This is a genomic window from Burkholderia sp. AU38729 (assembly GCF_020419725.1).
Taxonomy (GTDB): Bacteria; Pseudomonadota; Gammaproteobacteria; order Burkholderiales; family Burkholderiaceae; genus Burkholderia.
Genome location: NZ_JAIZQO010000003.1, coordinates 461,293 through 482,072 on the forward strand (window position 1 = coordinate 461,293; position 20,780 = coordinate 482,072).

At 66.8% G+C, this 20,780-nt stretch carries 17 protein-coding genes; 6 read left to right on the plus strand and 11 right to left on the minus strand.

Annotated elements, in window-relative coordinates; all coding sequences use genetic code 11:
* Positions 1-3: 3 nt before the first annotated feature.
* The 3 genes from ribD to LGM56_RS11015 all read right to left on the minus strand — a co-directional run bounded on the left by ribD (position 4) and on the right by LGM56_RS11015 (position 3,066).
* Positions 4-1,125, minus strand: coding sequence for a bifunctional diaminohydroxyphosphoribosylaminopyrimidine deaminase/5-amino-6-(5-phosphoribosylamino)uracil reductase RibD (gene ribD, locus LGM56_RS11005; RefSeq protein ID WP_226204560.1), 1,122 nt, complete (start codon positions 1,123-1,125; stop codon positions 4-6).
* Between the two features lie 15 nt (positions 1,126-1,140).
* A complete protein-coding gene (gene hemL / locus LGM56_RS11010; protein ID WP_226204562.1) occupies positions 1,141-2,424 on the minus strand; it encodes a glutamate-1-semialdehyde 2,1-aminomutase in 1,284 nt (427 codons plus the stop codon).
* Between the two features lie 177 nt (positions 2,425-2,601).
* A complete protein-coding gene (locus LGM56_RS11015) occupies positions 2,602-3,066 on the minus strand; it encodes a hypothetical protein (protein ID WP_011351244.1) in 465 nt (154 codons plus the stop codon).
* Positions 3,067-3,313: 247 nt separating this feature from the next.
* On the opposite strand from LGM56_RS11015, the gene LGM56_RS11020 reads away from it, so the two are divergent.
* The gene (locus tag LGM56_RS11020) at positions 3,314-4,531 is read left to right on the plus strand and encodes a Bcr/CflA family multidrug efflux MFS transporter (protein WP_089494268.1); all 1,218 of its coding nucleotides are present in this window, start codon (positions 3,314-3,316) and stop codon (positions 4,529-4,531) included.
* A 96-nt stretch (positions 4,532-4,627) separates the two neighbouring features.
* Here LGM56_RS11020 and LGM56_RS11025 read toward each other — a convergent pair whose 3' ends face one another.
* The 3 genes from LGM56_RS11025 to zwf all read right to left on the minus strand — a co-directional run bounded on the left by LGM56_RS11025 (position 4,628) and on the right by zwf (position 8,772).
* Positions 4,628-6,556, minus strand: coding sequence for a bifunctional transcriptional regulator/glucokinase (locus tag LGM56_RS11025; protein ID WP_226204563.1), 1,929 nt, complete (start codon positions 6,554-6,556; stop codon positions 4,628-4,630).
* Positions 6,534-7,214, minus strand: a complete 681-nt coding sequence (pgl, locus tag LGM56_RS11030; RefSeq protein ID WP_226204565.1) for a 6-phosphogluconolactonase — start codon at positions 7,212-7,214, stop codon at positions 6,534-6,536. The genes LGM56_RS11025 and pgl overlap by 23 nt, the downstream gene beginning before the upstream one ends.
* A gap of 88 nt (positions 7,215-7,302) precedes the next feature.
* Positions 7,303-8,772, minus strand: a complete 1,470-nt coding sequence (gene zwf, locus LGM56_RS11035; protein WP_089439436.1) for a glucose-6-phosphate dehydrogenase — start codon at positions 8,770-8,772, stop codon at positions 7,303-7,305.
* A gap of 431 nt (positions 8,773-9,203) precedes the next feature.
* On the opposite strand from zwf, the gene LGM56_RS11040 reads away from it, so the two are divergent.
* The 4 genes from LGM56_RS11040 (at position 9,204) to LGM56_RS11055 (ending at position 13,607) form a co-directional block, all read left to right on the plus strand.
* Positions 9,204-10,451: an ABC transporter substrate-binding protein gene (locus LGM56_RS11040; RefSeq protein WP_059485260.1), complete on the plus strand. Its 1,248-nt coding sequence runs from the start codon at positions 9,204-9,206 to the stop codon at positions 10,449-10,451.
* A 139-nt stretch (positions 10,452-10,590) separates the two neighbouring features.
* A complete protein-coding gene (locus LGM56_RS11045; protein WP_089439437.1) occupies positions 10,591-11,529 on the plus strand; it encodes a carbohydrate ABC transporter permease in 939 nt (312 codons plus the stop codon).
* Positions 11,519-12,376 carry a carbohydrate ABC transporter permease gene (locus tag LGM56_RS11050; protein ID WP_011544828.1) on the plus strand — a complete coding sequence of 286 codons (858 nt, stop codon included), beginning with the start codon at positions 11,519-11,521 and terminating at the stop codon, positions 12,374-12,376. Before LGM56_RS11045 ends, LGM56_RS11050 begins: the two co-directional genes overlap by 11 nt.
* A gap of 112 nt (positions 12,377-12,488) precedes the next feature.
* Positions 12,489-13,607 (plus strand): ABC transporter ATP-binding protein, encoded by a 1,119-nt coding sequence (locus LGM56_RS11055; RefSeq protein WP_089472317.1) that lies wholly within the window; start codon positions 12,489-12,491, stop codon positions 13,605-13,607.
* Between the two features lie 359 nt (positions 13,608-13,966).
* On the opposite strand, the gene LGM56_RS11060 is transcribed toward LGM56_RS11055, so the two are convergent.
* The 5 genes from LGM56_RS11060 to trxB all read right to left on the minus strand — a co-directional run bounded on the left by LGM56_RS11060 (position 13,967) and on the right by trxB (position 18,030).
* Positions 13,967-14,791, minus strand: coding sequence for a hypothetical protein (locus LGM56_RS11060; protein ID WP_226204567.1), 825 nt, complete (start codon positions 14,789-14,791; stop codon positions 13,967-13,969).
* Positions 14,792-14,793: 2 nt separating this feature from the next.
* Positions 14,794-15,363: a PAAR domain-containing protein gene (locus LGM56_RS11065; protein ID WP_226204569.1), complete on the minus strand. Its 570-nt coding sequence runs from the start codon at positions 15,361-15,363 to the stop codon at positions 14,794-14,796.
* Positions 15,364-15,540: 177 nt separating this feature from the next.
* Entirely contained in the window at positions 15,541-16,164 is a 624-nt protein-coding gene (locus LGM56_RS11070) for a trimeric intracellular cation channel family protein (RefSeq protein ID WP_039343458.1), read from the minus strand.
* Positions 16,151-16,930 carry a Smr/MutS family protein gene (locus tag LGM56_RS11075; RefSeq protein WP_226204572.1) on the minus strand — a complete coding sequence of 260 codons (780 nt, stop codon included), beginning with the start codon at positions 16,928-16,930 and terminating at the stop codon, positions 16,151-16,153. Before LGM56_RS11075 ends, LGM56_RS11070 begins: the two co-directional genes overlap by 14 nt.
* 137 nt (positions 16,931-17,067) lie before the next feature.
* Positions 17,068-18,030: a thioredoxin-disulfide reductase gene (gene trxB, locus LGM56_RS11080; RefSeq protein ID WP_226204574.1), complete on the minus strand. Its 963-nt coding sequence runs from the start codon at positions 18,028-18,030 to the stop codon at positions 17,068-17,070.
* A gap of 440 nt (positions 18,031-18,470) precedes the next feature.
* On the opposite strand from trxB, the gene LGM56_RS11085 reads away from it, so the two are divergent.
* Complete coding sequence (locus LGM56_RS11085) at positions 18,471-20,780, plus strand: DNA translocase FtsK (protein ID WP_226204576.1); 2,310 nt, start codon at positions 18,471-18,473, stop codon at positions 20,778-20,780.

Consider the following 20,780-nt stretch of genomic DNA (forward strand, 5'->3'; position numbering starts at 1 on the left):
CGTTCAGTGCGCGGCGTCGGGTGGCGCGAAGCGCGCGAGGATCCGCAGATCGTCGCCGACCCGCTCGAACCCGTGGAACGACAGCCGCGTACGCGCGTCGAGGTTCGCCGGCGCGGCGAGGTCGAACATGCCGGCCGCATCGGCGCCCAGCAGGCTCGGCGCGAGGTAGACGAGCAATTCGTCGACGCACTGCTCGCGTAGCAGCGAGCCGTTCAGCTTGTGGCCGGCCTCGACGTGCAGCTCGTTGACGCCGCGCGCGCCGAGCGCCGCCAGCATCGCGGGCAGGTCGACCTTGCCTTGCGCATTCGCGATCGGCACGATTTCCGCGCCACGGGACTTCAGCACGTTCGCGCGCACTTCGCCGGCGGCGTCGAGCTGGCCGCAGAAGATCAGCAGCGGCGCGCCTTCGAGCAGCCGCGCGTCGAGCGGCAGGTCGAGGCGGCTGTCCACCAGGATGCGCTGCGGCTGGCGCGGCGTGTCGATGCCGCGCACGGTCAGCAGCGGGTTGTCTTCACGCACGGTGCCGATGCCGGTGAGGATCGCGCAGGCGCGCGCACGCCATGCGTGCCCGTCGAGGCGCGCGGGCTCGCCGGTGATCCACTGGCTTTCGCCGGACGGCAGTGCGGTGCGGCCGTCGAGCGACGCGGCGGTCTTCATCCGCACCCACGGGCGGCCGCGCGTCATGCGCGACACGAAGCCGATGTTCAGTTCGCCCGCTTCATGCGCGAGCAGCCCGCAGCGCACGTCGATGCCCGCGTCGCGCAGCATGCCGAGGCCGCGCCCCGACACCTGCGGGTTCGGGTCTTCCATCGCGGCGACGACCTTCGCGACGCGCGCTTCAATCAGCGCGTTCGCGCACGGCGGCGTGCGGCCGAAGTGGCTGCACGGCTCGAGCGTCACGTAGACGGTCGAGCCCGCGACGTCGTGGCCGCGTGCGCGCGCATCTTTCAGCGCCTGCACTTCCGCGTGATCCTGGCCGGCCGGCTGCGTGAAGCCTTCGCCGATCACGTCGCCGTCCTTGACGATCACGCAGCCGACACGCGGGTTCGGCGCCGTCGTATACATGCCGCGCGCGGCGAGCGCGAGCGCGCGCTGCATGTGGGCGAAATCGATGTCCGAGAACATGCGCGCGGCCCCGGGTCAGGCAGCGAGTGCCGCGAATGCGCGGCGCGCGGCCGCGAGCGTCGCGTCGATCACCGCGTCGTCGTGCGTGCTCGACACGAAGCCGGCTTCATACGCCGACGGCGCGAAGTACACGCCTTCGTCGAGCATCAGGTGGAAGAAGCGGTTGAAGCGCTCGGCGTCGCTCTTCGTCACTTCGGCGAAACTGGTCGGCACGCGTTCGGCGAAGTAGAGGCCGAACATCGCGCCGATCGAGTCGGCCGCGAACGGCACGCCGGCCGCACGCGCTTCGGCCGCGAGGCCGTCGGCGAGGCGCTTGGTCTGCGCGGTGAGCGCGTCGTAGAAGCCGGGCGCCTGGATCAGTTGCAGCGTCTTCAGGCCCGCGGCGACCGCGATCGGGTTGCCCGACAGCGTGCCGGCCTGGTAGACGCCGCCGAGCGGCGCGAGGTGAGCCATGATGTCGCGGCGGCCGCCGAACGCGGCAGCCGGCATCCCGCCGCCGATCACCTTGCCGAGGCAGGTGAGGTCGGCCGTGATCCCGTAGTACGCCTGTGCGCCGCCGAGCGCGACGCGGAACCCGCACATCACTTCGTCGAAGATCAGCACGGCGCCGTGCTTCGTGCACAGCGCGCGCAGCGCGTTCAGGAATTCCGGCGTGCCGCGCACGAGGTTCATGTTGCCCGCGACCGGTTCGACGATCACGGCGGCGATCTCGTCGCCGAACGCGCCGAACGCTTCTTCGAGCGCGGCGACGTTGTTGTATTCGAGGACGGTCGTGTGCTTCGCGATGTCGGCGGGCACGCCGGCCGACGTCGGGTTGCCGAACGTCAGCAGGCCCGAGCCAGCCTTCACGAGCAGGCTGTCCGCGTGGCCGTGGTAGCAGCCCTCGAACTTGACGATGCGGCTGCGGCCCGTGAAGCCGCGCGCGAGACGCAGCGCGCTCATCGTGGCCTCGGTCCCGCTCGACACCATCCGCACCTGCTCGATCGACGGCACGAGCTTGCAGATTTCCTCGGCGATCTCGATCTCGGCTTCGGTCGGCGCGCCGAACGAGAAGCCGTCGGCGAGCACGTTCTGCACGGCCGACAGCACTTCCGGATGGACGTGACCGACGATCATCGGGCCCCACGAGCCGATGTAGTCGATGTACTGCTTGCCGTCGGCATCCCAGAAATACGGGCCTTGCGCGCGTGCGACGAAGCGCGGCGTGCCGCCGACCGAACGGAATGCGCGCACCGGCGAGTTGACGCCGCCGGGAATGGTCTTCTGGGCGCGTTCGAAGAGGATCTGATTGTTGGACATGAGCGAAACCTGCGAGAGAAGGGCGCGGGGGCCTGTGCACGGGCCGCGGCGCCTGGGCGGAACGATCGTCCGATTGTACCGGAGACGCGCGCGGCGAGCCCGCGGCGCGGTCTGCGGCGTATCGGCGCGCGCGGGATCGCGCGGGCCGGGGAAGGAAGAGGGGGTGATTCGGCCCCGTTATCGATCCGGCAACGGGGGCGGCTTGCGCTTGCCGGTCAGCTCGGCCCAGCGCTTCTCGAGCGGGCCTTCGACCATCGGCTTGATCACCGTGCCGGAACTCTGCGCATCCCAGGTCTGCACCGAGTACGGATGGACCCGCAGCGCGTCGCGCGCGATCACGACGTCCTGGTGCGCGTCGACCAGCCAGTCGTACACGAAGTCGATGCACAGCCGGTAGCCGCGCTTCGTCGACGGATCGGGCACCTCGTACGGCGCGCGCGTCACGTAGCCGGAGCCGAACACGCCCTTGGGCTCCTTCGCGACGCGATGCAGGAACACGCGGTCGCCCGGCAGGATGCCGCGCGCGAAGCCGCAGCCCCACACGTCATGCACGGCCTCGCCGGCCTTCACGCGCGCGGCGACGTCGGGCAGTTCGGGCCACGGCCATTTCTTGGGGCTCCAGATCAACAGGAAAGCGGTCATCGGTTCGGTCGGGCGTCGGATTGGTCAGACAAGAAGGGGAGGCGCTGCAAGCTTAATCGAATTCCCGCGTGCGATCCCGCGTGTCGGGCGCCACGCCGGTACCTTTCGGCCCGCTGCACATTCACGCCGCCAGCACGTAAAAAAGTTGCGCGTACAATCATGGGCCTGGGCGTGCCGTTCGCGGCGCGGCCTCCCGTCTTCACCGCCACGCGCGCCCCGATGCGCGCGGGCTCCATTCCGGATACCCATGTCTCACGTCATCCGACGCCGGCCCGATGCCCGGCTGATCCTGTTGCTCGGCGCGCTCGCCGCCTGCGGGCCGATCGCTACCGACATGTACCTGCCGAGCCTGCCGTCGATCGCCGCCGGCTTCTCCGTCAGCGCCGGCGCCGCGCAGCGCACGCTGACGAGCTTCATGGCCGGCTTCTCGATCGGCATGCTGCTGTACGGCCCGCTGTCCGACACGTGGGGCCGCCGCCCCGTGCTGCTCGGCGGCATCGCGCTGTTCACGCTCGCGAGCATCGGCTGCTTCGTGTCGACATCGATCGACATGCTGATCCTCGTGCGCTTCCTGCAGGCGCTCGGCGCCGGCGCGGCGTCGGTGCTGTCGCGTGCGATCGCCCGCGACGCGCACGAGCCGACCGACGCGGCGAAGGTGCTGTCGATGGTGGCGATCGTCACCGCGGTCGGGCCGCTGCTCGCGCCGCTGATCGGCGGGCAGATCCTGCGCTTCTCCGGCTGGCGCGGCGTGTTCGTCGTGCTGGCCGTGTTCGGCGCGGTATGCGCGGCGACCGCGTACCTGCGCGTGCCCGAAACCTGGCCGAAGGAGCGACGCAAGAGCGCGGCCGTGCTCGCGTCGTTCGCGTCGTACGGGCGCATCCTGTCCGATCCCGTCGCCTGGGGGCACATGCTGTGCGGCGGGATGGCGTTCGCGTCGATGTTCTCGTACATCACCGCCACGCCGTTCGTGTACATCGAGTATTTCCACGTGTCGCCGCAGCACTACGGGCTGCTGTTCGGCCTGAACGTCGTCGGCATCATGATCGGCAACTTCGCGAACACGCGGCTCGTCGGCCGCCTCGGCTCGCTGCGCATCATCGCGGCCGCGTCGCTCGTGAGCTCCATCGCGTCGCTCGCGGTCGCGCTCGTCGCGCTGACGGGGTGGGGCGGGTTGTGGTCGATCGTCGTGTGCCTGTTCTTCGTCGTCGGCGTGGTCGGGATCCTGTCGGCGAACTGCACGACCGACCTCATGCATCGCTATCCGCACAACGCGGGCGCGTCGGCGGCCGTGTTCGGCGCGATGCAGCTGGCGCTCGGCGCGCTCGCGAGCGTCGCGATCGGCGCACTCGCGGACGGCACGCCGTTCGCGATGGGCGTGACGATCGGCGTTTCAGGCGTGCTGTGTTTCGCCGGCCGCTACCTCGTGCTGCGCTGGCACGGGCGGCCCGTTAAGGCGGGCGCCTGATCCGCGGCCTGACAGCAGCATGAAAAACGCCACCGCGCGCGCTGCGCCGGTGGCGTTTTCGTTTCGAACGCGGGAAGCGGCTGCCGCCGCACCGAGTCAATCCCGCGCGACGTCCTTCGCCGCCGGCGACGCACCGTGGCTCAGCCAGTCGAGCACGTCCGCCGTTTCGTCGTCGCTCGCGCGTGCCCTCGCCTGCGCGACGGCCTCGGGCAGTTCGCCGTTCGTCGACGCACGGCGAATCGCGACGCCGACCGCGAGGATGTCGATCATCAGCAGATGCAGGATCCGCGAGATCATCGACAGCTGCGACTCGCGCATCTCGATGTGGTCGGTTTCGAGCGCGACGGTCGCGCGCTTCGCGAGCGGCGTGTTGCTCGACGTGATCGCGATCACCCTCGCGCCGGCCTGCATCGCGACGTCGAGCACGCGCAGCAACTCGGGCGCGCGTCCCGACTTCGACACCGCGACGATCACGTCGCCCTTGCCGAGCAGCGCGGCCGATGCGGCCTGCATGTACAGGTCGCCGTACGCGATCGTCGGGATCCCGAAGCGGAAGAACTTGTAATGCGCGTCCTGCGCGACGATGTTCGAGTTGCCGAGCCCGTAGAACTCGATGCGCCGCGCGCCGTTCAGGATCTCGATCGCGTTCTCGACATGCTCGAAATTCAGGTGCTCGCGCAACTGCAGGATCGCGGACACCGTGTTGTCGAGCACCTTCGCGCCGAAGTCGGTGGCCGTGTCGCCGAGATGTACCTGGCTGTGGCTCATCGGGATCGTGCCGGTGAGGCCGGTGGCGAGCTTCAGCTTGAAGTCGGACAGCCCCTGGCAGCCGAGCGAGCGGCAGAAGCGGATCACGGTCGGCTGGCTCACGTCGGCCTTGCGCGCGATGTCGACGATCGGATCGTTGATGATCGAACGCGGATGGTTCAGCGCGAGATCGGCCACGCGGCGCTCGGCCGGCGTCAGCGCGTCGCGCATCTGGCGGATCCGTTCGAACACGGCCGACGACGCGCCGCCCGAGCGGTTCGACAACTGCTCCGCGAGGATCGCCGATACGCCGAGGAACGCCGGGTATTCGGCGGTGATCAGGTAGGTCGGGATGTTCTCGAGGTAGTGCGTGAAGCGGCCCTTCGCCTCGAAGCGCGCGCGGAACGACGAGCGCGTGAACAGTTCGCCGAGCTTCAGCGCGACCCCGCCGCCGATGTACACGCCGCCGAGCGCGCCGAGCGTCAGCGCGACGCTGCCCGCGAACGCGCCGAGAATCCCGCAGAAGCATTCGACCGTCTCGAGCGCGAGTGCGTCGCCCGCATGGGCGCGCTCGACGATCTCGACCGTGTCGACGGTCGCGGCCACGCGCTTCTTGTCGCGCGCGGCGAGCGCGCGATAGATGATCTCCATGCCGGGGCCCGCGCACACGCGTTCGAACGACACGTGCGGAAACTTCTTGCGCGCGTACTGCAGCACCAGATCCTCGCGCTCGTCCTGCGGCGCGAACGATGCGTGGCCGCCTTCGCTGCCGAGCGCGATCCAGCGGTCGTCGGCCGGAATCAGCCCCGACACGCCGAGCCCGGTGCCGGGCCCGAGCAGCCCGATCACGCTGTTCTGGCGGCGCGCGCCGCCGCCGACCTGCACGCGCTGCGCGTCGGTCAGGCCTGGCAGCGCCATCGCGAGCGCGGTGAAATCGTTGACGACGAGCAGCGTGTCGAAGCCGAGCGCGCGGCGCGTCGCCTCGATCGAGAAGCTCCAGTCGTGGTTGGTCATCGTGACCTGATCGCCGTCGACCGGGTTCGCGATCGCGATCGCCGCGTGGTTCACGCGGCTGATCTTCACATCCTTCAGATACTTGCGGATCGCGTCGGTGATCGTCGGATAGTCGGCGCCGGGATAGACGCGAATCTGCGTGATCTCGCCCGGGCCGGTTTCCAGCGCGAAGCGCGCGTTGGTGCCGCCGACGTCCGCGAGCAGGCGCGGGCCGTCGGCATGCTGGCCCGCGACGACCGCCTTACTTTGCGCACCAGTAGACATCGAGCTGGGTCCCCTTGTCGTTGGCCAGTTGGGAAATCGCGTTCTTCTGCAGCGACGCGGCCGCGGCGTCGAGCACCGCGCGTTTGCGTTCGCCCGCGATCAGCAGGAACAGCCGGTCGACGCGCTTGAGCGCATCGAGCGAGAAGCTCACGCGCGCATGCGGCGCGGTGCCGGGATGGACGGCGACGAAACGCTCGGGCGTCGTGATCGCGTGATCCCATTCGGGCGCATCGGCGAAGATCGACGCGGTATGGCCGTCCTCGCCCATGCCGAGCACCGCGACGCTCGGCACGCGGTAGTCGGCGTTCGCGTTCAGCGCGGCGACGTGCGCGTCGAGCGCGGCGCGCGTGTCGACGAGCGGCAGGAAGCGGGCAGGGGCGGCGGCGTGTTGCAGCAGCGTCTCGCGCACGAGGTGCGCGTTGCTGGCTGCATCGTCCTCCGGCACCCAGCGGTCGTCGACCAGCGTCACGTCGACGCCGGCCCAGTCGAGCGCCGTGTGCGACAGCGTGTGCAGGAACGGGCGCGGGCTCGTGCCGCCGGACACCGCGAGCGTCGGGCGCGCGGGGCCGGCGAGCGCGGCGCGCAGCGCATCGCCGACGGCGCGCGCGAGCGCTTCGCTTTGCGCTTCCTGGGTGTCGAAAGCGTGAATCTCGATCACATCTCCTCCGGACTGCTTTGTCTGTTCAAATCGTACGAATCGTGGGGCACGTTGCCGCGTACGGTGGCGTGCGCGGCAACGGTTTGCATCAGTTCTCTTCTTCGAGCCAACAGGTGTCGTGCTGCGCGAGCATCGCGCTCGCCGCGGCCGGCCCCCACGTGCCCGCCGCATACGGCTTCGGCGGCTTCAGCGTGCGCGCCCATTCGTTCAGGATAGGCTCGACCCAGCGCCATGCGGCTTCCTGTTCGTCGCGTCGCACGAAGAGGGCGAGACGGCCGTTGATCACGTCGAGCAGCAGGCGCTGGTACGCCTCCATCTGCCCTTCCTTGAAGAACTGGTCGAACGCGAGGTCGAGGTGCACGCTCGCGAGGTTCATCCCTTCGCCGGGCTGCTTCGCGAGGCAGTACAGGCGGATCGTCTCGTTCGGCTGCAGCCGGATCACGAGGCGGTTCGAACCGGGACGCAGCGCGGTGGGCCCGAGCGCCGAATGCGGCACCGGGCGGAAATTGACGACGATCTCCGCGACGCGATCGGCCAGCCGCTTGCCGGTGCGCAGGAAGAACGGCACGCCGGCCCAGCGCCAGTTCTCGATCTCGACCTTCAATGCGACGAAGGTTTCGGTCTGGCTGTCGGGCTTCACGCCCGGTTCGGTCGCGTAGGCCGGCACCTGCGCGCCCTTGATCACGCCCGCATGATACTGGCCGCGCACGGCCACCTTGCCGATGTCGCGCGGATCGACGGGCTTCAGCGCGCGCAGTACGCGCAGCTTTTCGTCGCGCACCGAATCCGAATCCATCGAATGCGGCGGCTCCATCGCGACGATCGACAGCAGCTGCAGCAGGTGGTTCTGCACCATGTCGCGCAGTGCGCCGGTATTGTCGTAGAAATCGCCGCGTGCCTCGACGCCGAGCTCCTCGGCGATCGTGATCTGGATGCTCTCGACCCATTCGCGGCGCCACAGCGGCTCGAACAGCGCATTGCCGAAGCGCAGCGCAAGCAGGTTCTGCACGGGTTCTTTACCGAGGTAGTGGTCGATCCGGTAGATCTGGTCTTCCGCGAAGATCTCGCCGACCGCGTCGTTGATCGCGTTCGACGACTTCAGGTCGTAGCCGAGCGGCTTCTCGAGCACGATGCGCGAGCCTTCGCTCAGGCCGACCGACGCGAGCGCCTTGCAGATCGGCACGAACAGCGACGGGCCCGTCGCGAGATAGAACACGCGGATGCCGGGCAGCGATGCCACCGCGTCGCGCAGCACGACGTAGTCTTCCGCGCGGCCGAGATCGAGGTGCACGTACTCGATGCGATCGAGGAAGGACTTCCACGCAGCTTCGTCGAACGCGTTGCCGGCGGCCTTGGCCGCGTGCGGCTTCACGTGCGTGTCGACCCATTCGAGATAGGACGCCCGATCCGACTCATGACGCGCCACGGCGACGATCCGGCCGCTCTCCGCCAGCATGTTCGCACGGTGCGCTTCGAACAGCGCAGGCAGGATCTTGCGCATCGACAGATCGCCGGTGCCGCCGAAAAGTACGAAGGTAAAGCTGGAATCGGTATGCATGTGTCTCCGCCGGGTTTGGGGTGCTCGGAAGCGATCCGTAGTGCGATAAAAATATTTTTGACACTGAATTGTAGTTTAACTACAATCCGCCGCAAGGGGTAGCACCTGGGTGAAGAAAAAAAGAAGTGCGGTCGATGAACTGCGCGAGCTTCATCTTCGGGAACGCCTTGTGCCGAATGTTATCGGACATTGACGGCGCGCATCGTCAGCGCGGCGTCGGCCCCGGGCTCGCGCCGCATCATCGCGGCGGGCCAGAAACACCAAGAGGAGACACGCCGTTGAATCTCGATTCACGCTTTCTGTAAGAGCCCGGCCGGTCATCGGCCCCGTACGCTGCATGCGTCCCGCGGCTCGATTTCCCCGTCGTTATCAAGAAGCCGGTTCCCTGTCAGGGAACCTCACGAGTTGATTCAGTCTGGAGGAGATAAGTAATGAAAGTTCGCTCGATCATGGGCGCGCTCTGCGCCGCAGGTCTGATGGCCGGCGCCGTGGCGGCGCAGGCAGCCGAGAATGTGACGGTGCTGCACTGGTGGACCTCGGGTGGCGAGTCGAAGGCCGTCGGCGTGCTGAAGGACGACGTGCAGAAGCAGGGCTACGTGTGGAAGGACTTCGCGGTCGCGGGCGGCGCCGGCGCCGCGGCCATGACCGCGCTGAAGACCAAGGTGATCAGCGGCGACGCACCGTCGGCCGCGCAGATCAAGGGCCCGCTGATCCAGGACTGGGCCGACCAGGGCGTGCTCGTCAACATCGATTCCGCTGCCGGCGACTGGAAGCAGAACCTGCCGCCGGAAATCGACAAGATCATCAAGTACAAGGGCCACACCGTCGCGGCGCCGTTCTCGGTGCACCGCGTGAACTGGCTGTACATCAACAAGGCCGCGCTCGACAAGGTCGGCGCGAAGGTGCCGACCACCTGGCCTGAATTCTTCGCGGTGGCCGACAAGCTGAAGGCCGCGGGCATCCAGCCGGTCGCGATGGGCGGCCAGCCGTGGCAGGACCTGACGCTGTGGGAAGACGTCGTGCTGTCGCAGGGCCCGGCGTTCTACAAGAAGGCGCTGGTCGACCTCGACCAGGCGACGCTGACCTCGCCGCAGATGCTGTCCGTGTTCGACACGGTGCGCAAGATCCAGGGCTACTTCGATACCGGCCGTAACGGCCGCGACTGGAACCTCGCGACCGCGATGGTGATCAACGGCAAGGCCGGCATGCAGTTCATGGGCGACTGGGCGAAGGGCGAGTTCGAGAACGCCGGCAAGAAGGCGGGCAAGGACTACATCTGCGCGGCAGTGCCGGGCACGGCGAATGCCTATACGTTCAACGTCGATTCGTTCGTGTTCTTCCAGCAGAAGGGCGAGAAGAACGCGACGCCGGGCCAGCTCGCGCTCGCGAAGACGATCATGACGCCGGACTTCCAGGAGCAGTTCAGCCTGCTGAAGGGTTCGGTGCCGGTCCGCCTCGGCGTGAAGATGGACAAGTTCGACGACTGCGCGAAGAAGTCGTATGCCGACGAGCAGACCGCGATCAAGTCGGGCGGCTTCGTGCCGTCGCTCGCGCACGGGATGGCGCAGAGCGACGCGACCGCCGGCGCGATCACGGACGTCGTGACGAAGTTCATGAACTCGCAGCAGGATTCGAAGAGCGCGGTCGCCGCGCTCGCGAAGGCCGCGAAGGTCAAGTAACGCGCGCCAGGCGCCCGGCCGGAAACGCTTCATCGGCCGGGCGTTTTTGCATGTGCAGCAAACGGGCTCGCCCGCGAAGCCCGTGCCGTACCCGGCGCCGGCCCGGCCTGCGTCGCCCTCGTTCCAGGAGTCGAATCAAGTGGCTGCCCCTCTTAGCGGAAACGGATCCGGCGCTGCCGCCGCACGGCGTACGTCGCCGATGTCGGCCTTCGCCGATCGCTGGATCCCGAAGCTCGTGCTTGCGCCGAGCGTCGCGATCGCCGTGGTGTTCATCTACGGCTTCATCCTGATTACCGGCTATCTGTCGCTGACCCGTTCGCGGCTGTTGCCGAACTACGAATTCGACGGCTTCGGCCGTTACTCGGACCTGTTCCAGAACGACGTGTGGTGGACCTCCGCCGCGAACCTCGGCTGGTTCGGGATTCCGTTCATCGTGATCTGCGTCGCGCTCGGGCTGTTCCTCGCGATCCTGCTCGACCAGCGGATCCGCAACGAAGGCGCGCTGCGCGCGGTCTTCCTGTACCCGATGGCGCTGTCGTTCATCGTCACCGGCACCGCGTGGCAGTGGATCCTGAACCCGGGCCTCGGCCTCGAGAAGGTGATGCACGACTGGGGCTGGACGAGCTTCTCGTTCGGCTGGCTCGACGATCCGGACAAGGCGATCTTCTGCGTGGTGATCGCGGCCGTGTGGCAGTCGACCGGCTTCGTGATGGCGCTGTTCCTCGCGGGGCTGCGCGGGGTCGACGCGGAGATCTTCAAGGCCGCGCAGGTCGATGGCGCGACGCTGCCGACCATCTACCGCAAGATCGTGATCCCGAGCATGCGCCCGGTGTTCTTCTCGGTGCTGCTGATCCTCTGCCACATCACGATCAAGACCTTCGACCTCGTCGTCGCGCTGACGGCGGGTGGCCCGGGCACGTCGTCGTCGCTGCCGGCCATGTTCATGTACACGTTTTCGTTCAACCGCGGCCAGCTCGGGCTCGGCGCGGCGTCCTCGGTGATGATGCTCGCGACCGTGGTCGCGGTGCTGGTGCCGCTGATGTATATGGAATCGAGGAGCACCCGCAATGCAGCCTAAGATGACGATCAGCCGGGCAGTGATCTATGCGGCACTGATCCTGTTCGCGCTGTATTTCCTGTTCCCGATCTACGTGATGCTGTCGACGTCGTTCAAGGATCTCGACCAGCTGCGCACCGGCAACCTGCTGACGCCGCCCACCACGTGGACCGTCGACCCGTGGGTGAAAGCCTGGAGCGGCGCATGCACCGGCGTGCGCTGCGACGGCATGAAGCCGTTCTTCCTGAACTCGCTGCAGATGGTGATCCCGGCCGTGCTGATCTCGTCGCTGATCGGCGCGTTCAACGGCTACGTGCTCACGCACTGGCGCTTTCGCGGCGCCGACGCGCTGTTCACGATGATGCTGGTCGGCTGCTTCATCCCGTTCCAGGTGATCCTGCTGCCGATGGCGCGCCTGCAGGGGATGCTCGGCCTCGCCAACACGATTCCGGGCCTCGTGTTCGTGCACGTCGTGTACGGCATCGCGTTCACGACGATGTTCTTCCGCAACTTCTACGTGAGCGTGCCGGCCGAGCTCGTGAAGGCCGCGCGCATCGACGGCGCGGGCTTCTTCACGATCTTCACGAAGATCCTGCTGCCCGTGTCGCTGCCGATCTTCATGGTGTGCCTGATCTGGCAATTCACGCAGATCTGGAACGACTTCCTGTTCGGGATCGTGTTCTCCGGCGTCGATTCGATGCCGATCACGGTTGCGCTGAACAACCTCGTCAACACGTCGACGGGCGTGAAGGAATACAACGTCGACATGGCCGGCGCGATCATCGCCGCGCTGCCGACGCTGCTCGTCTACATCGTCGCCGGCCGCTACTTCGTGCGCGGGCTGACGGCGGGCGCGGTGAAGGGGTAAGCGCGGCTTCATCCGATACGACGAACCGGCCGCGCCTCGCGCGCGGCGCATCGAAACGAACCCGACGCGGCGCCGGAGTGCGCCGCGCGAGACGAGACAGAGGATTCACAGCATGGCAAGCCTTTCCATCCGTGACGTGTACAAGACCTACCCGAACGGGGTGCCGGTCCTGAAGGGTGTCGACATCGAGATCGAGGACGGACAGTTCCTGATCCTGGTCGGCGGGTCGGGCTGCGGGAAGTCGACGCTGCTCAACATGATCGCCGGGCTCGAGACCGTGACGAGCGGGGAGATCTGCATCGACGGCAAGGTCGTCAACGACCTGTCGCCGAAGGATCGCGACATCGCGATGGTGTTCCAGTCGTACGCGCTGTATCCGTCGATGACGGTGCGCGAGAACATCTCGTTCGGCCTGAACATCCGCAAGGTGCCGAAGAGCGAACAGCAGCAGATCGTCGACCGCGTGTCGCAGATGCTGCAGATCCAGCACCTGCTCGACCGCAAGCCGGGCCAGCTGTCGGGCGGCCAGCGCCAGCGTGTCGCGATGGGCCGGGCACTCGCGCGCGATCCGTCGCTGTTCCTGTTCGACGAGCCGCTGTCGAACCTCGACGCGAAGCTGCGCATCGAGATGCGCGCGGAAATCAAGCTGCTGCACCAGCGCCTCGGCACGACGATCGTCTACGTGACGCACGACCAGATCGAGGCGATGACGCTCGGCGACCGGATCGCGGTGATGAAGGACGGCGTGGTCCAGCAGTTCGGCGCGCCGCAGGAGATCTACGATTCGCCGTCGAACCTGTTCGTCGCGGGCTTCATCGGCGCGCCGCCGATGAACTTCATCAACGGCAAGCTGGTCGAGCAGGGCAGCGGGATCGCGCTTGAAGTCGACACGGGCGTCAAGCGCGGCGTGCTGAACCTGCCGTTCGATGCGGCGAAGCTGAAGTCGCACGTCGGCCGCGAGGTGATCCTCGGCCTGCGCCCGGAGCGCATCACCGACGTGCGCCACGCGCACAACGGCGACGCGTCGCACCTGCAGCCGTTCGACGTGCGCGTCGACGTGACCGAGCCGACCGGGCCGGATACGCACGTGTTCGCGCAGGTGAACGGCAAGCGCATCGTGAGTCGCGTGCATCCGGCCGCGAACCCGCAGCCCGACCAGACGCTGTCGCTGCTGTTCGACGTGTCGAAGGCGGTGCTGTTCGATCCGGCGTCGGAGGAGCGGATCGCGTGATGCAAAGTCGCTTGGGGCGATCGATGAGGTGTCCGGGCCACACGTGGCTTTTGGCGGCGCGTCGATTGCTCCGGCGCAAGCGGGGTCGCTGCATTCGCTGCAGTTATCGCCTTTCCCTCGATGCCTGACGGCCGGAGGTTGCAGTCATGGACTCGGCAGTGACAAAAAATACGAGCCGATTGCATGTAGCACCGGCATGAACAGGAGACACGCGAAGACGGCCGGAAAATAATGCTTCGAGTGACGCACCCTGGGAAACAAGCCGCCCACTGCGACAAGCAAGCATACGGTCGCGAGTGCACCAAATAGATCGCTGTCCGCGATCACTGAAAAAAACGCACGCATGTCCGCTCCGCGGGTTACTGGTTGAATGCAGTGAAATTCCAGCGATACAGCTGAAACTGCTTCAGAAAGTTTTTGACCTCGGCTCCGGTCGTCTCGTTTCTGTAGTCCCACCCATCTTCGCCGGGCGTGTAATGTCCGTTTTCGACGCCCATGCCTGCATAGCTGGCGCTTTGCGGGTCCGCGCGATTGCGGCCGAATATTCGCATGATTGTTGTGAACGGACGAACGATCACGCCACTCGAATTCCCCTGCATGATCGCAATGGAAGACGGTGAGACCCTCGTGACCATTTGAACGTGGTGTCCAATACCCGCACGATCATTGGCCTGTACAAGCATGTCTCCGGGCAGGAGCGACTCCGGTGTTTGGAGTTGTGTGGTATTCGAACCTGTACGCTGTACGTCTGGTGCACCGAAAGTCAGCGATACCATGTCGGCGAAACCGTACATTGTCGAATCGTATTGTCGGTGCTCGGGTTCGCCGTAGATTTCCTCATTCCGATAGCTTCGCACGCCGGTTGTCACGTTGAGCGGCAGTCCTCGCAATGCGGAAAACTGGATGAGCAACCGTAGCGCGAAGTCCTCGCACGTAAATCGATTTGCGCGCGTGCTTCCATTTCGATCCCAGTACGTTTCGGCCTGGATCTGCGCTGCGAGTTGTGGGACGGTGCGGTGATATTCAGCGATGTCGGTATCAGTCCATTCACGGATCGATTTCCAGAATGTCTTGGAGCGGACAGTGACCGGCTTAGGTGAAGCATCACTCGTTGGCGTGGTCGTGCGTGCCGCGACCAGCTTGTATCGGTTACCGTTAGGGGAGACGTGAGTATTTTCCGGCATGGCTATTCGGCGAGATAGATCGTGATATTTTCAGCATGCGGCGTAGCGGCGAGCAGGTGCGTTTGTCCGGACGCATCTGTTCTGCCGTATTCGAATGTTCCCGTGTCACGCCGCAGCGCATAACCGGTGTAGCTCAGAGGGTTGCCGTCAGCGTCCCGAAGGACGAAGCGATCGTCATAGGTGGGCAGCGCAGTTGCCGGGGTGCCGGGCATTGCAGCGACTGCGGCCGGTATCCCGGTATCGAGCTCGGTTTCGGCTATTTTCCATTTGCGCCCGTACCGCGAGTTGATGCGTGGAGGACGTTCACAGCGGCATCGGACCCAATCACCACTGAGGGCTTGAACTCGTCCTGCAGAGGTGAAGTCGCGCAGTCGCCTTTTGTTCGGCGTACCGGGCGCTGCTTCAATCGTTCCGATGCTTTCGCAGGTACTGCACCAAGCCCGCTGTCCGACGAATGTGATTCTGCGGCGCTTGCCGTCGTCGCCGACGATCGTTCCGCATTCGCCTCCGTCGAGTACGTAGCCGCCACTGTCCAGCGGATCGTCTTCGACTACCGCGTAAAAGATGACCATGCCCTTGCCATCCGTTTGAAATCATGGTGCGGAACGTAGCATGGCTTCGTCGAGCAATGAAAGGCAATTGTAAGAAATCGTGTCCGTATGCAATAGCTCGCTTTGGTCCTGAATCACGGGCGGGCAACGGCAAAGGGTTGCTTCAGCAGCCCCTTGAGTTTCCGGGAATCGTTGGCCTCAGTGCGGCAGCCTTACGTCGAACTTGAACGTCGCGAGCCGCGCGACGAGGATGAAGCCGGTCGCGAGCAGCACGCTGTAGACGGAATCGAACTGCAGCCACACGAGCAGCAGGTAGAACCAGCAGCCGACGAACGCGCAGGTCGCGTAGGGCCGCGAATCGCGCAGGATCAGCGGGATGTCGTTGCACAGCACGTCGCGGACGATCCCGCCGACCACGCCCGTGATCACGCCCATCATCACCGCGATGAAGCGCGGCATCTCGGCATCGAGCGCGATCGCCGTGCCCGAGATGCTGAAGATCCCGAGCCCGATCGCATCGGCGACGAGCAGCAATCGCTCGGCCGACAGCCGCGACAGCATCCGCAGCACGAACGGCGCGAACAGCGCGAGCACGAAGATCGCGATCACGTAGTCGTCGTGCACGACCCAGTAGAACGGCCGGCGCTCGAGCAGGATGTCGCGCAGCGTGCCGCCGCCGAACGCGGTGGCGAGCGCGACGACGAACGTGCCGACCGAGTCGAGGCGGTTTTTGCGCGCCTCGATGAAGCCCGAGATCGCAAAGGCCAGCGTGGCGATCGCCTCCAGTACCGCGATCGCGAGCGTCAGCCTAGGATGCGGCACGCGGCCCCCGGTCGCCCGGCGCCGCGAACGGCTGCAGCAGCACCAGCACCGCGCCCGCGCCGCCGTCGTTGCCGCGCGCCTCGCAGAACGCGATCACTTCTTCCTTCTGCACGAGCCACGCGCGCACCTTGCCTTTCAGCACGGGTTCCTTGCCGATCGAGCCGAGCCCCTTGCCGTGGATCACGCGCAGGCAGCGCAGCCCCTTCTTGCCGGCTTCGCGGATGAACTCGGCGAGCGCGTCGCGCGCCTCGTCGCGCCGCATCCCGTGCAGGTCGATCTGCGCCTGCACGATCCACGCGCCGCGGCGCAGCTTGCGCACGACGTCGCGGCTGATGCCGGGGCGGTGGTAGTACAGCGAGTCGTCGCTGTCGAGCAGCGTCTCGGGATCGAATTCGTCGGACAGCGTCGCGTTCAGCACGGCCTCCTCGTCGCGCTGCGTCTGCTTCGGCACCGGGTCGGGCGGCGTGCGGCCGGCCGCCGCGCGCGGCGGTGCGTTCAGCGGGCGGATCGCGCCGATCTCGTTGCGGAACAGGTTCGCGTCGGCTTCCGCCTTGCGCTCGGCCTTGGCCGTTTCGATGCGCTCGCGGTCGCGGCGATCGGCTTCGCCTTGCAGCGACTTGCGCAGCGCGCCGAGGCCCGCGAGCCCCTGGCCGCGCAACGCGGCGGGATCGGGCGCGGGCGCCGGCGCGACGGGCGCGGGGTTCGCGGGACGGGCGGCGATCTGGCGCTTTGCGGGATCGCTCGGATGGGGCTGGTTCTTCGCCATGATTCGGTACGCAGGGCAGGCGCGTTCGGGCGCGCGGGCAAAAAAAAGCCGCTGCACGGCGGCAGCGGCTTGTCCGGCCAGACCCGCTTCGCGGCAGCGGACGCCATTGTAGCGCCCGGCGCGACAGGTCTCGCGGCTTACTTCTTGTCGTGCAGGCTTTCGAGGTAGCGCTGCGCGTCGAGCGCGGCCATGCAGCCCGTGCCGGCGCTGGTGATCGCCTGGCGGTACACGTTGTCCTGCACGTCGCCCGCGGCGAACACGCCCGGCACGCTCGTCGACGTCGCGTTGCCGTGCAGGCCGCTCTTCGTCAGGATGTAGCCGTCCTTCATCTCGAGCTGGCCCTGGAACAGGTCGGTGTTCGGCTTGTGGCCGATCGCGACGAACACGCCCTGCACGGCGAGGTCTTCGGTCGAGCCGGTCTTCACGTTCTTGATGCGCAGGCCGGTGACGCCCGAATCCTCGCCGGTCACTTCGTCGAGCACGTGATCCCACTTGATCACGACCGCGCCTTCCTTTTCCTTCTCCAGCAGGCGGTCGATCAGGATCGGCTCCGCGCGGAACTTGTCGCGACGGTGGATCACCGTGACCTTCTTCGCGATGCCCGTCAGGTAGAGCGCTTCCTCGACGGCCGTGTTGCCGCCGCCGATCACCGCGACTTCCTGGCCGCGATAGAAGAAGCCGTCGCAGGTCGCGCAGGCCGACACGCCCTTGCCCATGAACGCTTCTTCGGACGGCAGGCCGAGATACTGCGCGGACGCGCCAGTCGCGATGATCAGCGAGTCGCACGTGTATTCGCCCGAGTCGCCGATCAGGCGGATCGGCTGCTCGTGCAGCTTCGCGGTGTGGATGTGGTCGAACACGATTTCGGTGTTGAAGCGCTCGGCGTGCTCGAGGAAGCGCGCCATCAGCTCCGGACCCTGCACGCCTTTCGCGTCTGCCGGCCAGTTTTCGACGTCGGTCGTGGTCATCAGTTGGCCGCCCTGCGCGATGCCGGTGATCAGCACCGGGGACAGGTTGGCGCGTGCCGCGTAGACGGCAGCCGTGTAGCCGGCGGGGCCGGAACCGAGAATCAGGACTTTGGCGTGTTTGGGCGTGGACATGTGCGAATCCGTAAAAGGCGGCCGCGGCGGGCGGGGTAGGGCTTGCCGTACGATCCGGGTTGACCGGGATGCCGTCATAGATGGGTATCAGACGCGCATTATAAAGGCCCCGTTGCTGCGTTGCCGAACGAGAGTTTCAATCGTCCCGATAGTGTCGGGCAGTGCAACGGCCGCGCACGCGGGGTGGGCAGGGCACTCGGCGGCGCGTTGCCGCACGTGTGCAGCGGGGCCCGGCGCCGGCTCGAGGGGCGTCGCGGCGGTGCCCGACGGGGGCGGCCGTACCACGGCGAAAGGTCTGCCGGGAAATGCACCCGCGGGGGCGTCGGCGCCCCGGCCCTGTTATGTAACCGTCATTTACACTTGGCGGCCCGGTGCAGCGTTTACAATAAGCGGGATCGAACGACAGGCGGGCGCACGGCCCGTCCTCTTTATACGGATTCATGGCAAAAGCTCCTTATTCCGCCCAGGCACAGGCGTTGCCGCACCGGATGTCGAAGCTCCTCACGGAGATCCGCTGGATTCTCCAGGTCGCGCTCTGCGCATTTCTGGTGATGGCCCTGCTGAGCTACAGCCGGCGCGATCCGAGTTGGACGCACGCCGCCCAGGTGGATCACATCACGAACTGGGCCGGCCGCGTCGGCGCGTGGACGGCCGACATCATCCTGCTGCTGTTCGGCCTGTCGGCCTACTGGCTGATCGTGCCGCTCGCGCGGCGCATCGCCGTCAACTATCGCCGCATCACGCGCCACGAGGCGGTCTCGGACGAACCCGAGCGGCCGATCGGCTGGCTCACCGAAATCCTCGCGTTCGTGCTCGTCGTGCTGGCGTGCGACGGCATCGAGGCGCTGCGCATGTGGTCGCTGAAGGTGCAGTTGCCGCGCGCGCCGGGCGGCGTCGTCGGCGAGGCCGTCGCGGGTGCGATGTCGCACGCGTTCGGCTTCACGGGCGGCACGCTGCTGCTGCTGATCGCGCTCGCGATCGGCCTGTCGCTGTATTTCCGTTTCTCGTGGCTGTCGGTCGCCGAGCGTGTCGGCGGCGCGATCCTGTCCGCCGTCAACGTCGCGAAGCTGCGCCGCGAGGCCGAGCGCGACCGCAAGCTCGGCGAGGCCGCGGCCGTGCGCCGCGAAGGCAAGGTCGAAGAGGAGCGCGTGCGCATCGAGGATCACGAGCCGGTGACGATCGTGCCGCCGGTCGTCACGCCGGCGAAGTCCGAGCGCGTCGAGCGTGAGCGCCAGGTGCCGCTCTTCACCGACCTGCCGGGCGATTCGACGTTGCCCGCGGTATCGCTGCTCGATCCCGCGCCAAAGGCGCAGGAGGCGATTTCGGCCGACACGCTCGAATTCACGTCGCGCCTGATCGAGAAGAAGCTGAAGGATTTCGGCGTCGAGGCGAGCGTCGTCGCCGCCTATCCGGGGCCGGTCGTCACACGCTACGAGATCGAACCGGCCACCGGCGTGAAGGGCAGCCAGATCGTCAACCTCGCGAAGGATCTCGCACGCTCGCTGTCGCTCGTGTCGATCCGCGTCGTCGAGACGATTCCCGGCAAGAACTACATGGCGCTCGAGCTGCCGAACCAGCGCCGCCAGACGGTGCACCTGTCCGAGATCATCGGTTCCGAGGTGTACGCGGCCGCGTCGTCGGCGCTCACGCTGAGCCTCGGCAAGGACATCGGCGGCAAGCCGGTGTGCGCGGATCTCGCGAAGATGCCTCACCTGCTGGTGGCCGGCACGACCGGTTCGGGCAAGTCGGTCGGGATCAACGCGATGATCCTGTCGCTGCTGTACAAGGCGACGGCTGACCAGGTGCGCCTGATCCTGATCGATCCGAAGATGCTCGAAATGAGCGTCTACGAGGGTATTCCGCACCTGCTGTGCCCGGTCGTCACCGACATGCGCCAGGCCGGCCACGCGCTGAACTGGACGGTCGCCGAGATGGAGCGCCGCTACAAGCTGATGAGCAAGCTCGGCGTGCGCAACCTGGCGGGCTACAACAACAAGATCGACGAGGCCGCGAAGCGCGAGGAGAAGCTGCCGAATCCGTTCAGCCTGACGCCGGACGATCCGGAGCCGCTCGGCCGCCTGCCGAACATCGTCGTGGTGATCGACGAGCTGGCCGACCTGATGATGGTCGTCGGCAAGAAGGTCGAGGAACTGATTGCACGGATCGCGCAGAAGGCGCGCGCGGCCGGCATCCACCTGATCCTCGCGACGCAGCGTCCGTCGGTCGACGTGATCACGGGCCTGATCAAGGCGAACGTGCCGACGCGGATCGCGTTCCAGGTGTCGTCGAAGATCGACTCGCGCACGATTCTCGACCAGATGGGCGCCGAATCGCTGCTCGGGATGGGCGACATGCTGTATCTGGCGCCGGGCACCGGGCTGCCGGTGCGCGTGCATGGCGCGTTCGTCGCGGATGACGAAGTGCACCGCGTCGTCGAGAAGCTCAAGGAGCAGGGCGAGCCGAACTATGTCGAGGGCCTGCTCGAAGGCGGCACCGCCGACGGCGACGAGGGCTCGGCCGGCACGGGAACCGGCGAAGGCGGCGAGGAGTCTGATCCGCTGTACGACCAGGCGGTCGAGATCGTCATCAAGAACCGCCGCGCATCGATCTCGCTCGTGCAGCGCCACCTGCGGATCGGCTACAACCGCGCGGCGCGGCTGCTCGAGCAGATGGAGCAGTCGGGGCTCGTGTCGGCGATGTCGTCGAGCGGCAACCGCGAAATTCTTGTGCCGGCGCGCGACGCGGAATGA